The sequence below is a fragment of the Streptomyces sp. NBC_00019 genome (assembly GCF_045041015.1).
In the GTDB taxonomy this organism is placed as follows: domain Bacteria; phylum Actinomycetota; class Actinomycetes; order Streptomycetales; family Streptomycetaceae; genus Streptomyces.
Genome location: NZ_CP108302.1, coordinates 3,506,143 through 3,521,083 on the forward strand (window position 1 = coordinate 3,506,143; position 14,941 = coordinate 3,521,083).

Genomic DNA, 14,941 nt, shown 5'->3' on the forward strand with positions numbered 1-14,941 from the left:
CCGGACGGGCTGAAAGACCTGGACCGGCATGCCCGTTGAGCCGTCTTCTGTGCCCCCCGAGGGGTGTCTGCCCGCAGCGTCGGGCGACCGACCGACGGCACAGCCTCCGACCGCCTAGGTGCACCACCACAGGAAGCGTTCGCACGTCTGGGTCGGGGACGGGGCTGGTGTCGGGTCCGATGTTGTCGGGTTCGACGTGGGCGTCGCGGAGGACGGCGGGGTCGTTGCCGCGGGGGCGGATGTGGTGAGGTTCGGGGCGGAGGCCGTCGCGGACTGGGCGTCCTTGTCGGGGTCCTTGTCGTCCTTGGACTCCGATGCCGAGGGTGACGGGGACGTCGAGGCGTCCGGTGATTCGGAGGCCGAAGGGACGGTTCCGTTCTCGTCGGTCAGCGACTCGGACGTCTTGCTCGCCTCCGCCCCGGCCGCACCCTCCGCCGATTCGCCCCCCGCCGCGGCAGGCGTCGACGACGAACCGGGAGCGTCCATGCCGAGCTCCGCCAGGCTCAGACCACCGGCGGCAAGTATGAAGCCCGCTGCGATCAGCAGGGTCCGCCGACGCCGGCGCCGATGCGCCGCCGCTTTGCGATCACGGCGACTCGTACCACCGTCGGCACCGTCCTCGTCGTCGTCCTCGAACTCGTCGGAGTCGTCGTAGCCCTCGGGCTCCTCATCGACTTCGGCAGCCCTGCCACCCCGGCCCCGGCCCCGCGCACGTCTTCGCGCCGCCCGACCACCACCCGCGGGCACACCCACGGTCTCAGCCGCCTCGGCCCGCTCGTCGGTCCGGTCGCCGCTCTCCGCGGCACCGCCGCCCTCGGCCCCGTCGCCGTACGCCGCGTCCGCGTACCCTCCGGCAGCCCCGTACGCCTCGTAGGCGCCACCGTCCGCCCCCGGCTGCTGCTGGGCGGCGGCATACGGCTGGGCCGCGTCCGCGTGGAGTTGTTGAGCTGAGGTGCCGCAGCCCGGGCAGGCGAGGGCTCCGTTGAGGTGCCTTCGGCACGGGAGGCAGTAGTCCATGACGCGGGAAGATTAAGTTCCTGAGCGGCGGCGTTCCTAGAGGCAGCTGTGAAGGTTGTGTGGGGAACCGGCCGTTCCGGTGCGGCGAGTTGAGGATGTTCTGCCCTCAACCCACCTCATCGCATCGAAAGCGACATCGCGCCGCAGCGGACCGGTTCCCCCTCCGCTCACGTTTCCTTACGGGTCGTCATGACGCGCTGGATCAGGATGAACGCACACAGCAGCACACCGGTGGCGATCTTCGTCCACCAGGAGCTGAGCGTGCCCTCGAACTGGATGATGCTCTTGATCAGACCCAGGACGAGAACGCCGAACAGCGTGCCCACTACATAACCCGAACCACCCGTCAGCAGCGTGCCGCCGATGACCACCGCGGCGATGGCGTCGAGCTCCATGCCCACGGCGTGCAGCGGGTCGCCGGACTGGATGTAGAGCATGAAGAGCAGGCCGGCGAGGGCCGAGCAGAAGCCGCTCATCGTGTAGACCGCGATCTTCGTGCCGCCCAGCGGCAGGCCCATCAGCAGGGCCGACTGCTCGTTGCCGCCGATGGCGTAGATCCGGCGTCCGAAGCGGGTGTAGTGGAGGAGGTAGAACGCCCCGGCGAGGACGAGCAGGGCCACGATGGCACCGATCGACAGGTCCCCCACGCCCAGCGACACCCGCGTCTCGGCCAGACTGCTCACGGCCGAGTCGGTGATGGCGATCGACTCCTTGCTGATGACCAGGCACAGGCCCCGGAAGAGGAAGAGGCCTGCCAGCGTCACGATGAACGGCTGGATCTCGAAGTTGTGGATCACATAGCCCATGAGGAAGCCGCCGAACGCTCCCACGCCCAGGGATATGGGGATGACGACCAGCAGCGGCAGGCCCACGTCCTGCACCAGCCACGCCGTGAGCATCGTCGTGAAGCCGATGACCGAGCCCACGGACAGGTCGATGCCGCCGGACATGATGACGAAGGTGGCTCCGACGGCGGCGACCAGCAGATAGCTGTTGTCGATGAACAGGTTGAGGAACACCTGCGAGTCACCGAAGCCGTAGTTCACATAGCGGCTCAGTCCGCCGATGTACATCGCGAGGAACAACGCCGCCGTGACCAGGACGGGCAGCCGCCGGTCACCGAGCAGGCGCGCGGCCTTGGACGGCGTACGGGTCTGCGGCGTCGTGGGGGTCTTGGTGGTCGTACTCATCACGACACCTCCATCTTGGGAGCGGAGTCGGCGGGCTCGGCGACCGCGGCGGGCGCCGCAGGGGCCGCGGCCTTCGCGCGGGCGCCGAAGACCTTGGCGCGGAACTTCGGGGACTGCAGGAGGCAGACGACGATGACGACGGCGGCCTTGAAGACCAGGTTGGTCTGGGTCGGGACGCCGATCGTGTAGATCGTGGTGGTCAGGGTCTGGATGACCAGGGCTCCGACCACCGTGCCGCCGATCGAGAACCGGCCGCCCAGCAGCGAGGTGCCGCCGATCACCACGGCGAGGATCGCGTCGAGTTCGATCCACAGGCCGGCGTTGTTGCCGTCCGCGGCCGAGGTGTTGGAGCTGATCATCAGGCCCGCGATGCCCGCGCACAGGGCGCAGAAGACGTACACCATGATCTTGATGCGGCGGGAGCGGATGCCGACCAGGCGGCTGGCCTCGGCGTTGCCTCCGACGGACTCGACGAGCAGGCCGAGGGCCGTGCGGCGGGTCAGCGCCACCGTGATGGCCACCACCGCGGCCACGACGAAGATGGAGAAGGGCAGGGTCAGCCAGTAGCCGCCGCCGATCAGCTTGTACGGCTCGCTGTTGATGGTGATGATCTGGCCGTCGGTGATCAGCTGGGCCACGCCTCGGCCGGCGACCATGATGATCAGCGTCGCGATGATCGGCTGGATGCCCATGCGGGCGACCAGGAAGCCGTTCCAGAGGCCGCAGACGACCGCCGCTATCAGGCCCAGGCCCATCGCCAACAGCACTCCGGCCAGGGCGTCCTGGTCGGATCGGTCGCTGATGTACGAGCACGTCAGCGCGCCCGTGATGGCGACGACCGCGCCCACCGAGAGGTCGATGCCGCCGGTCGCGATGACCAGGGTCATGCCGACCGCCACCAGGATGAGGGGCGAGCCGAACAGCACGATCGAGACGAGGCTGCCGTAGAGGTGGCCGTCCGTCATGCGGATGGCGAAGAAGTCGGGTGTGAAGGGGACGTTGACGAGCAGCAGGGCCACCAGGACCACGATCGGCCAGAAGAGGTTGTGGCGCGTCAGTGCTCGCCAGCGGGAGGTGGTGGTCACTGCTGTTCTCCGCTCGCGATGGTCTCGAGGATCTTGCTGGTGGTGATCTCGGGTCCGTTGGTGAGCTGCGCGACCAGCTTGCGGTCGCGCAGGACGCCGATGGTGTGGCTGAGGCGGAGGACCTCCTCCAGCTCGGCCGCGATGTAGAGCACGGACATGCCGTCCTCGGAGAGGGAGACCACCAGCTTCTGGATCTCCGTCTTGGCGCCGATGTCGATGCCGCGCGTCGGCTCGTCGAGGATCAGCAGCTTCGGCTGGGTGATCAACCAGCGGGCGAGGAGCACCTTCTGCTGGTTGCCGCCGCTCAACTGGCCCACCCGGGCTTCCGGGTTGGCGGGGCGGATGTCCAGCGCCTTGATGTACTTGGCGACCAGTTCGTCGCGCTGGGCGGTGGGGATGGGGCGGGTCCAGCCGCGGGACGCCTGGAGGGCGAGGATGATGTTCTCGCGGACCGTCAGGTCGGGGACCAGGCCCTCGGCCTTGCGGTTCTCCGAGCAGAACGCGACCCCGGCGCCGATGGCGTCGTTCGGGGCGCTCATCGCCACCTGCTTGCCGGCGATGGTGACCTTGCCGCTGTCGGGCTGGTCGGCGCCGAAGAGCAGCCGGGCCAGTTCGGTGCGGCCGGAGCCCAGCAGGCCCGCGAGGCCCACGACCTCGCCCTTCTTGATGTCCAGGTCGAAGGGGGCGATACCGCCGTTCCTGCCGAGGCCTTCCGCCTTCAGCAGCGACTCGCCCACGTCCGCGTGGAGTTGGTGGTCGTGGAGCTCCTCCAACTGGTCCAGGGCCTTGCCGATCATCAGCTCGATCAGCCCGACCTGGTCGAGCTCGCGCACCAGGTGCTCGCCGACCAGAGTGCCGTTGCGCAGTACGGTCATGCGGTCGCAGATCTCGTAGATCTGGTCGAGGAAGTGCGAGACGAAGAGGATCGCGACGCCCTCGTCCCGCAACTGCCGCATCAGACGGAACAGTTCGAGGACCTCGTCGCGGTCGAGGCTGGAGGTCGGTTCGTCCAGGACCAGCACCTTGGTGCCGGAGCCCGAGCCGTCGCTGTCGCCGGTGCCCACCGACCGTACGATCGCGACCAGTTGCTGCACCGCGAGGGGGTACGAGGACAGGGGTGCGGTGACGTCGATGTCGAGGCCGAGCCGGTCGACGAGCTCCGCGGCCTCCTTGCGCATGCGCTTCCACTGGATGCGGCCGGCGCGGGTGGGTTCACGGCCGATGAAGATGTTCTCCGCCACCGACAGGTTGGGGCAGAGGTTGACCTCCTGGTAGACCGTGCTGATCCCGGCGTGCTGCGCCTGCAGCGGGCTGCCGATCCGCACGGTCTTGCCGTCGAGGGTGATGGTGCCGCCGTCCAGGGAGTAGACCCCCGTCAGCACCTTGATCAGGGTGGACTTCCCGGCCCCGTTCTCGCCCATCAGGGCGTGGATCTCGCCGGGGAAGAGCCGGAAGTCGACGCCCGACAGAGCCCTTACCCCCGGAAACTCCTTGACTATGCCCGTCATCTCCAGGACGGGCTGCGGCTCTGCCATGGCAGCGCTCCTCTTGAACTCGTGCAATCGGTTCAGGCCCGCGGGGAGCCTCCGTGAGCCGAGTCGAGCTCGGCCGACGGGAGGCTCCCTGCCGGTGGTGCGGTCGGTCATCACCGCGGTCGTTCGATACAGCGATCGGTCGGCACCGCGGCCGGTCAGTACCGCCAGTCGGTCGGCACCGCCAGTCGGTCGGCACCGCCAGTCGGTCGGCGCCCCCAGTGCCGCCGGTCGGTCAGTACTTGCGGTCGGGGAGCGCGGCCTTGGCCTGGTCCTGCATGAAGTCGCTCTCCTTGGTCTTGATCCAGCGCTCGACCGAGCCGCCGTCGTGGACCGTCTTGACGACCTCCATCAGCTGGGGGCCGAGCAGCGGGTTGCACTCGACGATGGCGTTGATCTTGCCCTCGGACATCGCGACGAAGCCGTCCTTCACGCCGTCGACCGTGACGATGAGGATGTCCTTGCCGGGCTTCTTGCCGGCCGCCTCGATGGCCTGGATGGCGCCGATGCCCATGTCGTCGTTGTGGGCGTAGAGGACGTTGATGTCCGGGTTGGACTGCAGGAAGGCCGCCATGACCTGCTTGCCGCCGGCGCGGGTGAAGTCACCGGTCTGGCTGACGACGATCTTCCAGTCGTCGGCGTGGTCGGCGTCCATGACCTCCTTGAAGCCCTTGGCGCGCTCGATGGCGGGGGCGGCACCGGTGGTGCCCTCGAGCTGGGCGATCTTCACGTCGCCCTTGAGGCCGGCCTTCGCGATGACCTTCTCGAGGATCTTGGCGGCGCGGCGGCCCTCGTCGGTGAAGTCGGAGCCGACCAGGGTGACGTACAGGGACTCGTCGGAGGTCTCGACCGAGCGGTCGGTGAGGACCACCGGGATCTTCGCGGCCTTGGCCTCCTTGAGCACCGCGTCCCAGCCGGTGACGACCACCGGGGAGAAGGCGATGACGTCGACCTTCTGCGAGATGTAGCTGCGGATGGCGGAGATCTGGTTCTCCTGCTTCTGCTGGGCGTCGGAGAACTGCAGCTTGTAGCCCGCCTCCTTGGCCGCGGACTTCACCGAGTCGCTGTTGGCCGTGCGCCAGCCGCTCTCGGAGCCGACCTGGGAGAAGCCGAGGGTGATCGTCTTGCTGCCGCCACCGGCGGAGTCGCTGGGGCTGTCGTCCTCCTTGGCGCAGGCGGCCAGGGTGCCCGCCGCCGCAACGCCGATGGCCGCGGTGAGGAAGTTCCTTCTGTTGAGCATGTTCTTCTCCTTTGAAGAGCCGGTCCGGGGAGGACCGCTGTTACTCGCGGGGACCGACTCACTGCGTCCAGCCTGTCGATCATTATTCGAAATATCGGTCACACTGGTGTACGAATTGCGACCGTTTGGTTCCGTGGTGCCGTGTCAGTCGGGAGCGGTGCTGGCCCGGACGACGAGATGGGGTTCGATGGCGACTCCGGGCGCCCCGGAGGGGGCCCGCCCCTCGATGAGATCCAGCAGCAGGGCGATGCTGTGCTTGCCCACCGTCGCGAAGTCCTGCCGGACGGTGGTGAGCGGTGGAGCGAAGAACTCCGATTCCGGGATGTCGTCGAAGCCGACCACCGCGACGTCCTGGGGAGTGCGCACGCCCGCTTCACGCAGCGCCCGCAACACCCCCAGCGCCATCTGGTCGTTGGCGACGAAGACGGCGGTGAGTCCACGGCCCACCCAGCCGGCCAGTTCCTGGCCCGCACGGTAGCCCGAAAGCGGACTCCAGTCCCCCCTCAGCGGCGTCGGCGGCTCGATGCCCGCCGCTTCGAGGGTCGCCCGCCAGCCGGTCTCCCGGTCGGCCGCCTCCTGCCAGTCCTCGGGCCCGGCGAGGTGCCAGACCGTTCGGTGGCCCGCGGCCAGCAGATGGCCGGTGGCCAGGCGTGCGCCCAGTTGCTGGTCCACGTTGACGCTGGGGATCTCCGCGCCGGACCCGGTCCCCACGGCCACCACCGGGAAGGGATGGCGGAGTTCGGCGAGGGCCTCGACCGCGGAGCGCTGTGGAGCGAGGGCGATGACCCCCTCCACCCCGCCCTCGCTGAGATGGTCCAGGGCCTCGGAGAGCGTCTCCACCGCCAGCCTGCGCAGACTGACCGTCGAGACGGTGTACCCGGCGGCGCGCGCCGCGTCCTCCAGCGCGAACAGGGTGCTGGCCGGTCCGTAGAGCGTGGTGTTGGAGGCGACCACACCCAGGGTCCGGGTGCGCCGGGTGACCAGGGCCCGGGCGGAGGAGTTGCGGCGGTAGCCCATCTCCTCGATCGCACGCAGCACCTTGGCCCGTGTCTCGTCCCGGACGTTGGGGTGGTCCCCCAGCACCCGGGACACGGTCTGGTGGGACACGCCGGCGAGGCGTGCCACGTCGGCCATGGTGGGCGGCCGGAGCTGCAAGTGGTTCACGGTCACACCCCCCTGGCGATCACTGATGGAAGCACCACCGACACGATGCTCGTACCTCCTCGGATGCCGGCAGGCATCGATCGGTGAATGCGGAGGTCATTGTGAGCGCTAACAATTCATGGCGGTCAAGAGGGCTGCAGCAGGGAAGGTGTCACGGTTGAATAACGCGCCTGGCTGGGAGAGTTGAGATGTCGGACGGTTGTGCACGTCACCAAAACCGTTACGCCGTTCGACCAACCGACCCATTGACACCCCGACCACGTCGTCCTTACGGTCGGGCCAGCATTTCGAACGTGAGCCGAAATTTCGAACAAGCTGGAAAGTACTAGGGAGTAGCTGACGTGCGCATCACGGGAATCAGCACGCACGTGGTCGGGACGCCATGGCGCAACCTGACCTACGTCCAGGTGCACACCGACGAGGGACTCACCGGAGTCGGCGAGACCCGCATGCTGGGCCACACCGACGCACTGCTCGGCTATCTGCACGAGGCAGAGGCCAACCACATTCTCGGGTCGGACCCGTTCGCTGTCGAGGACCTCGTCAAGCGGATGAAGTACGGCGACTACGGGCGGGCCGGCGAGATCGTGATGTCCGGCATCGCCGTGATCGAGATGGCCTGCTGGGACATCAAGGGCAAGGCCCTGGGCGTCCCGGTCTGGCAGTTGCTCGGCGGCAAGGTCACCGACAAGGTCAAGGCGTACGCCAACGGCTGGTACACCACGGAGCGCACCCCGGAGGCCTACCACAAGGCCGCCCAGAGGGTCATGGAGCGCGGGTACAAGGCGCTCAAGATCGACCCCTTCGGCACCGGGCACTTCGAGCTCGACCACGAGCAGAGCATGTACGCCGTGTCCCTCATCGAGGCCGTCCGGGACGCTATCGGCCCCGAGGCCGAGCTGATGCTGGAGATGCACGGCCGGTTCTCCCCCGCCACCGCCGTGCGCCTGGCCCGGGACCTCGCCCCCTTCAAGCCCGCGTGGCTGGAGGAGCCGGTGCCGCCGGAGAACCTGAAGGCGCTGGAGAAGGTCGCCGCCAAGGTCGACATGCCGGTCGCCACCGGTGAGCGGATCCACGACCGCATCGAGTTCCGCGAGCTCTTCGAGAGCCAGGCCGTGGACATCATCCAGCCCGACGTCGGCCACATCGGCGGCATCTGGGAGACCCGGAAGCTGGCCGCGACCGCCGAGACCCACTACATGCTGGTCGCGCCCCACAACGTGGGCGGGCCGGTCCTGACCGCCGCCTCGCTCCAGGTCGGCTTCACCGCGCCGAACTTCAAGATCCTCGAGCACTTCAACGATTTCGCCGACGCGGACATCAAGAAGGTCGTCAAGGGCGCCCCGCAGGTCGTGGACGGCTACTTCCACCTCTCCGAAGCCCCCGGCCTCGGTGTCGAGCTGGATGTCGACGCCGCCGCCGAGTTCCCGCAGCAGCAGGCCCGCTTCGACCTGTGGGCCGACGGCTGGGAGCAGCGCAAGCCGAAGGGCGCCGAGAAGTGAGCACGGCCGTCGTCATCGGGGCGCCCGGCGAGCACGAGCTCGTCGAGCACACCCCTCGCGAGCCCGCTGCCGGGGACGCCCTGGTCCGCGTCCACGCGGTCGGCATCTGCGGCAGCGACCGCGAGGTGTACCAGGGCAACCGGCCCGAGGGGTACGTCCGCTACCCGCTCACCCCCGGCCACGAGTGGTCGGGCACGGTCGAGGCGGTGGGCTCCGGGGTTCCGGACTCGCTGGTCGGCCGCAAGGTGGTGGGCGAGGGCTTTCGCAACTGCCAGGTCTGCGACCGCTGCCACGAGGGCGAGACCACTCTGTGCACGGCCGGCTACGAGGAGACCGGGTTCACCCAGCCCGGTGCCATGGCCACCACGCTCACCCTGCCGGCCCGGCTGCTGCACGCCCTCCCGGACGACGCCGACCTGACGGCGGCGGCGCTTTTGGAGCCTGCCGCGTGCATCGCGGCCGCCGCGCTCAAGGCGAACGCGCGACCCGGTGAGCGGGTCGCCGTGGTGGGCACGGGGACGCTCGGGATGTTCGCCGTGCAGTTCCTCAAGGCGGGCTCGCCCTCGGAGCTGCTGGTGGTCGGCACCCGCCCGGACCGTGCGGAGCTGTCGAAGAAGTTCGGCGCCTCCGACTTCCGCACCCGGGACCAGGAGCTGCCCGACGACTTCGACGTCGTCATCGAGACCGCCGGGTCGGCGTCGGCCGCGAACACCGCGGCCTCGCTGCTCAGACGTGGTGGCCGGCTCGTCCTCACCGGTATCCCGGCGCCGGGTGCCGACGGCCTCGACCCGACCGATCTCGTCGTACGGCAGCTGGAGGTGCACACCGTTTTCGGGGCGCCGCCGGATGCCTGGGCGCACACCGTGCGGGTCTTCGGGGCCGGGCTGCTCGATCCGCTGCCGCTCGTCACGCACGAGCTGCCGCTGGATGAGTTTGCGCAGGCCATCGACTTGGTGGGGTCCGGCGACCCGAAGGTCGGAAAGGTCCTCCTCCGGCCGTGACACACCTCTGAGCCGTACGCCGGTACGGGGTACCTGACGACTTCGTACCGGCGTACACCCAAGGCCTGCCCCATCCAGAGCCGCGATCCTCGTCCGAAATATCGAACCTGAAGGACAGCTTGTGACCGAGACCACCGCCAGCGCGGCCCGACGACCCGGTGAGCAGGCGCTCGCCGCGCTCGGCCTGAACGCGCCCGCGCACGATCCCGCCGACGCCTCCCCGCACTCCTTCCCCGGGGGCGGGCGCTGGCGCACCGAAGTGCCCTCCGTGGAGGGTCCCGAGGCCCTCGCCGTGGTCCTGAAGGAGACCTCGCGACTCGATGTGCCGGTGCACCGGGTCAGCCAGGGCAGCGGCGTGTGGATGCTCACCGATGCCGAGATCACCGAGATGGTGGAGGCGACCGCCGAGCGCGATATCGAGCTCTGCCTGTTCACCGGCCCCCGCGGCACCTGGGACATCGGCGGCTCGACCCGTACCGACTCCAGGGGCGGCGGGCTGCGCGCCCGGGGGCACGACGCGGTCGCCGGATGCATCGAGGACGCCGTCCGCGCCACCGAGCTGGGCGTGAAGTGCCTCCTCGTCGCCGACGAGGGCGTGCTGTGGGCGCTGCACCGGGCGCGGGTCGCCGGGATCATACCGGCCGACACGACCCTCAAGGTGTCGGCGCTGATCGGACCGGTGAACCCGGCCGCGTACGCCGTCTACGAGAACCTCGGCGGCGACTCGATCAACGTTCCCAGCGACCTGACACTGGATCACCTCACCGAGATCCGGCGGGTGTCGGGCGCTCCCATGGACATGTACATCGAGGCCCCCGACGACCTCGGCGGCTATGTGCGGATGTACGAGGTCGCCGAGCTGATCCGGCGCGGCGCACCGCTCTATCTGAAGTTCGGCCTGTCGAAGGCTCCCGGGATCTACCCGTACGGGCATCACATGCGCGAGCTCACGCTGTCCACCGCCAAGGAAAGAGTGCGGCGCGGACGGCTCGCCCTGGACCTGCTCGCACGGCATGGAGCGGATGGCGACATGGCACCGCTCGGCTCGCGACTGCCCGGCGCGCTCAAGCGATTCGAAACGCCTGCATAACGTTCCGGACAACGCCCCTTCACAAAAGTCCACGGAGTCACACAGACTCCGACACAACTTCTCTCGGTCGACCCGCACCACCGGCAGACCCCCGCACCGCCGGATCGCCCGTGACCTCTAGAACATCAAGGAAGATGATCATGCTGAACCGCAGAGCCGCACTCTCCGCCGTAGCCACCTCGGCCGTCCTCGCCCTCACCCTGTCCGCCTGCGGCCAGGACAGCGAAGGAGGCAGTGCGGAGGAATCGGGCAGCGCCAAGGGCGGCACCATCGGCATCTCGATGCCGACCAAGTCCTCCGAGCGCTGGATCGCCGACGGCAAGAACGTCGTGGCGGACCTGGAGGCCAAGGGCTACAAGACCAGCCTGGTCTACGGCGAGGACGACCCGGAGAACCAGGTCTCGCAGATCGAGAACCTGATCACCAAGGGCGTCAAGGCGATCATCGTCGCGGCGATCGACAACAAGTCCCTCAACGGCGTGCTCCAGCAGGCCAAGGACGCGAACATCCCGGTCATCGCCTACGACCGCCTCATCCTCGGCACGGCCAACGTCGACTACTACGCGTCCTTCGACAACACCAAGGTCGGCGAGCTCCAGGCCAACTACATCGTCGAGAAGCTCGGTCTGAAGGAGGGCAAGGGCCCCTTCAACATCGAGCTGTTCGCCGGCTCCAACGACGACAACAACACGAAGTACTTCTTCGGTGGCGCGATGAGCGTCCTGAAGCCGTACATCGACAGCAAGAAGCTGGTCGTCCAGTCCGGCCAGACGGGCCTCACCCAGGTCACCACGCTGCGCTGGGACGGCGCCACGGCGCAGAAGCGCATGGACGACATCCTCACCAAGTCGTACTCCAGCAAGAAGGTCGACGCGGTGCTCTCGCCGTACGACGGCATCTCGATCGGCATCCTGTCGGCGCTGAAGTCCGACGGCTACGGCAGCAAGGCCAAGCCGCTCCCGGTCCTCACCGGCCAGGACGCCGAGCTCGCCTCGGTGAAGTCGATCATCGCGGGCCAGCAGACGCAGACCGTCTACAAGGACACCCGTGAGCTCGCCAAGGTCGCCGGCAGCATGGTCGACGCGGTCCTGAACGGCAAGAAGCCGGAGACCAACGACACCAAGACCTACGACAACGGCTCCAAGGTCGTCCCCGCCTTCCTGCTGAAGCCGGTGAGCGTCGACAAGAGCAACTACAAGCAGGTCCTGGTCGACGGCGGCTACTACACCGAGGGCGACCTCAAGTAGTCCTGCACCGCCTGTAGACAGAACAGAGATTGGAAGGCACGACCATGGCGGGACCCGTCCTGGAAATGCGCTCGATCGTCAAGACCTTTCCCGGTGTCAAAGCGCTCTCGGACGTCACACTGACCGTCCGGCAGGGCGAGGTCCACGCCATCTGCGGTGAGAACGGCGCCGGCAAGTCCACCTTGATGAAGGTGCTCTCCGGCGTCCATCCGCACGGCACGTACGAGGGCGAGATCCTCTTCGAGGGAGAGAGCTGCGCGTTCAAGGACATCCGCGCGAGCGAGGATCGCGGCATCGTGATCATCCACCAGGAACTCGCGCTGGTGCCCTACCTCTCCCTCGCGGAGAACATCTTCCTCGGCAACGAGCACGCCAAGGGCGGGCTCATCGACTGGCGCGAGACCCTGCGGCACGCCAGTGAGCTGCTGCGCCGGGTCGGTCTGAGCGACCACCCGGAGACCCGTGTCGCCGATATCGGCGTGGGCAAGCAGCAGCTCGTGGAGATCGCCAAGGCGCTCTCGAAGAAGGTGAAGCTGCTCATCCTCGACGAGCCGACCGCGGCTCTCAACGACGAGGACAGCGGCAAACTCCTGGATCTCATCCTGGAGCTGAAGAAGCAGGGCATCACCTCGATCATCATCTCCCACAAGCTCAACGAGATCCGCAAGGTCGCCGACTCGGTGACCATCCTGCGCGACGGGCAGACGATCGAGACGCTCGACGTGAAGGCCAAGGAGACCAGCGAGGACCGGATCATCTCCGGCATGGTCGGCCGCGACCTCGACCACCGCTTCCCCGAGCGCACCGCGTACAAGGGCGAGTCGGAAGAGGCTCCGGCGCTCGAGGTCCGGGACTGGACCGTGCACCACCCGATCGACCAGTCGCGCAAGGTGGTCGACGACGTGTCGATCAACGTCAAGCGCGGGGAGATCGTCGGCATCGCGGGGCTGATGGGTGCGGGACGTACCGAGCTCGCCATGAGCGTCTTCGGCCGCTCCTACGGCCGGCACGCGGCCGGCACGGTCCTCAAGGACGGCAAGGAGATCCGTACCAAGAGCGTCTCCGAGGCGGTCGGACACGGCATCGCGTACGTCACCGAGGACCGCAAGCACTACGGCCTCAACCTCATCGACACCATCAACCGCAACATCTCGCTCAGCGCGCTGGGCAAGGTGGCCAAGCGGGGGATCGTCGACGAGCACGAGGAGCGGAAGGTCGCCGAGGGCTTCCGCAAGACCATGAACATCAAGGCGCCGACCGTCTTCGAGCCGGTGGGCAAGCTGTCCGGCGGCAACCAGCAGAAGGTCGTCCTCAGCAAGTGGATCTTCGCGGGTCCCGATGTGCTGATCCTGGACGAGCCCACGCGTGGCATCGACGTGGGCGCCAAGTTCGAGATCTACACCGTCATCGACCAGCTGGCCGCCCAGGGCAAGGCGGTCGTCTTCATCTCCTCCGAGCTGCCGGAACTGCTCGGTATGTGCGACCGCATCTACACGATGGCCGCCGGACGGCTGACCGGCGAGTTCTCTCGGGAAGAGGCCTCGCAGGAATCGTTGATGCGCCAGATGACCAAGGACAAAGAGGTAACCCGATGAGCACCGACGTGACCAAGAGCCCGGCGGTGGTCCCGCCCGGCAAGAGCGGAGGACCGTCCTCCGACAGCGGGTTGCTGCAGCTGATGCTGGACGGCCTGCGCCGCAACATGCGCCAGTACGGCATGCTGATCGCCCTCGGCCTGATCGTCGCCCTCTTCGCCGTCTGGACCGACGGCGTCCTGGTGGAGCCGCGCAACGTCTCCAACCTGGTCCTCCAGAACGCCTACGTCCTGATCCTCGCGATCGGCATGATGCTGGTCATCATCTCGGGCCATATCGACCTGTCGGTCGGCTCGTTGACGGCGTTCGTGGGCGCGTTCGCGGCCGTGCTGACCGTGCAGCACAACGTGTCGTGGCCGGTCGCGGTGGCGCTGAGCCTGGTGGTCGGCGCGGTGGCCGGCGGCATCCAGGGGTTCTTCATCGCGTATCTCGGCATTCCGTCGTTCATCGTCACCCTCGCCGGCATGCTGATCTTCCGTGGCTTCACGGAGATCCTGCTGGAGGGCCAGACCCTCAGCCCGTTCCCGAGCGGCCTGGAGAAGATGGGCAACGGCTTCCTGCCGGCGACCGGCCCGGACACCAACTACCACAACATCACGCTGCTGCTCGGCCTGGTCCTGATCGTCTTCGTGGTCCTCCAGGAGATCCGGGACCGCAAGCGCCAGCAGGAGTTCGCCCTGGATGTGGTGCCGCGCAACCTCTTCCTGCTGAAGCTCGTCTCGATCGTCTCCGCGGTCCTCGTCGTCACGATGCTGCTCGCCAGCTACAAGGGCGCGCCGATCATCCTCCTCATCCTGGGCGGGCTGGTCGTCGGCTACGGCTACCTCATGCGCAACGCCGTCTTCGGCCGTCACATCTACGCGATCGGCGGCAACCTGCCGGCGGCGAAGCTGTCGGGTGTGAAGGACAAGAAGGTCGTCTTCCTCGTCTTCCTGAACATGGGCGCGCTCGCGGCCCTGGCGGGTCTGGCGATCGCCGCGCGACTGAACGCGGCCTCCCCGAAGGCGGGTCTGAACTACGAACTCGAGGCCATCGCCTCGGCGTTCATCGGTGGCGCATCCATGAGCGGTGGTGTCGGCACCGTCCTCGGTGCGATCATCGGCGGTCTCGTCCTCGGCGTCCTGAACAACGGCATGAACCTCCTCAGCGTCGGCTCCGACTGGCAGCAGGTCATCAAGGGCATGGCCCTGCTGGCCGCGGTCGGCTTCGACGTCTGGAACAAGCGCAAGTCCGGTTCGTAACCCGGACCGACCGGATCGGGCCCCGTCGCAAGGCGGG

13 protein-coding genes are annotated in these 14,941 nt (G+C 68.0%); 7 read left to right on the forward strand and 6 right to left on the reverse strand.

The genetic code is table 11. From position 1 onward, the window contains the following. Positions 1–114 precede the first annotated feature (114 nt). On the reverse strand, positions 115–486 hold the full coding sequence (locus OHU89_RS16730) for a hypothetical protein (RefSeq protein ID WP_405643727.1): 372 nt from the start codon (positions 484–486) through the stop codon (positions 115–117). An 81-nt stretch (positions 487–567) separates the two neighbouring features. On the opposite strand from OHU89_RS16730, the gene OHU89_RS16735 reads away from it, so the two are divergent. After that, positions 568–951, forward strand: coding sequence for a hypothetical protein (locus OHU89_RS16735; protein ID WP_405643730.1), 384 nt, complete (start codon positions 568–570; stop codon positions 949–951). A gap of 233 nt (positions 952–1,184) precedes the next feature. Here the strand turns inward: OHU89_RS16735 and yjfF are convergent, their stop codons facing one another. The 5 genes from yjfF to OHU89_RS16760 all read right to left on the reverse strand — a co-directional run bounded on the left by yjfF (position 1,185) and on the right by OHU89_RS16760 (position 7,228). Then, on the reverse strand, positions 1,185–2,207 hold the full coding sequence (gene yjfF / locus OHU89_RS16740) for a galactofuranose ABC transporter, permease protein YjfF (protein WP_266892969.1): 1,023 nt from the start codon (positions 2,205–2,207) through the stop codon (positions 1,185–1,187). Further along, complete coding sequence (locus tag OHU89_RS16745) at positions 2,207–3,292, reverse strand: ABC transporter permease (protein WP_405643733.1); 1,086 nt, start codon at positions 3,290–3,292, stop codon at positions 2,207–2,209. The genes yjfF and OHU89_RS16745 overlap by 1 nt, the downstream gene beginning before the upstream one ends. Further along, positions 3,289–4,827: a sugar ABC transporter ATP-binding protein gene (locus OHU89_RS16750; RefSeq protein ID WP_405643736.1), complete on the reverse strand. Its 1,539-nt coding sequence runs from the start codon at positions 4,825–4,827 to the stop codon at positions 3,289–3,291. Before OHU89_RS16750 ends, OHU89_RS16745 begins: the two co-directional genes overlap by 4 nt. Positions 4,828–5,059: 232 nt before the next feature. Then, positions 5,060–6,064 carry an ABC transporter substrate-binding protein gene (locus OHU89_RS16755; protein WP_266892963.1) on the reverse strand — a complete coding sequence of 335 codons (1,005 nt, stop codon included), beginning with the start codon at positions 6,062–6,064 and terminating at the stop codon, positions 5,060–5,062. Between the two features lie 144 nt (positions 6,065–6,208). Then, entirely contained in the window at positions 6,209–7,228 is a 1,020-nt protein-coding gene (locus OHU89_RS16760; RefSeq protein ID WP_266892961.1) for a LacI family DNA-binding transcriptional regulator, read from the reverse strand. Positions 7,229–7,569: 341 nt separating this feature from the next. On the opposite strand from OHU89_RS16760, the gene OHU89_RS16765 reads away from it, so the two are divergent. The 6 genes from OHU89_RS16765 to mmsB all read left to right on the forward strand — a co-directional run bounded on the left by OHU89_RS16765 (position 7,570) and on the right by mmsB (position 14,904). After that, positions 7,570–8,730 carry a mandelate racemase/muconate lactonizing enzyme family protein gene (locus OHU89_RS16765; RefSeq protein WP_405643740.1) on the forward strand — a complete coding sequence of 387 codons (1,161 nt, stop codon included), beginning with the start codon at positions 7,570–7,572 and terminating at the stop codon, positions 8,728–8,730. Further along, complete coding sequence (locus tag OHU89_RS16770) at positions 8,727–9,731, forward strand: zinc-binding dehydrogenase (protein ID WP_405643743.1); 1,005 nt, start codon at positions 8,727–8,729, stop codon at positions 9,729–9,731. Before OHU89_RS16765 ends, OHU89_RS16770 begins: the two co-directional genes overlap by 4 nt. A 121-nt stretch (positions 9,732–9,852) precedes the next feature. Then, positions 9,853–10,821 carry a hypothetical protein gene (locus OHU89_RS16775; RefSeq protein WP_405643746.1) on the forward strand — a complete coding sequence of 323 codons (969 nt, stop codon included), beginning with the start codon at positions 9,853–9,855 and terminating at the stop codon, positions 10,819–10,821. 140 nt (positions 10,822–10,961) lie between these two features. Further along, positions 10,962–12,068, forward strand: coding sequence for a multiple monosaccharide ABC transporter substrate-binding protein (gene chvE / locus OHU89_RS16780; protein ID WP_405643748.1), 1,107 nt, complete (start codon positions 10,962–10,964; stop codon positions 12,066–12,068). A 44-nt stretch (positions 12,069–12,112) separates the two neighbouring features. Then, positions 12,113–13,663, forward strand: a complete 1,551-nt coding sequence (mmsA, locus tag OHU89_RS16785) for a multiple monosaccharide ABC transporter ATP-binding protein (RefSeq protein ID WP_405643751.1) — start codon at positions 12,113–12,115, stop codon at positions 13,661–13,663. Further along, on the forward strand, positions 13,660–14,904 hold the full coding sequence (gene mmsB, locus OHU89_RS16790) for a multiple monosaccharide ABC transporter permease (RefSeq protein ID WP_405643754.1): 1,245 nt from the start codon (positions 13,660–13,662) through the stop codon (positions 14,902–14,904). Before mmsA ends, mmsB begins: the two co-directional genes overlap by 4 nt. Positions 14,905–14,941: the final 37 nt, after the last annotated feature.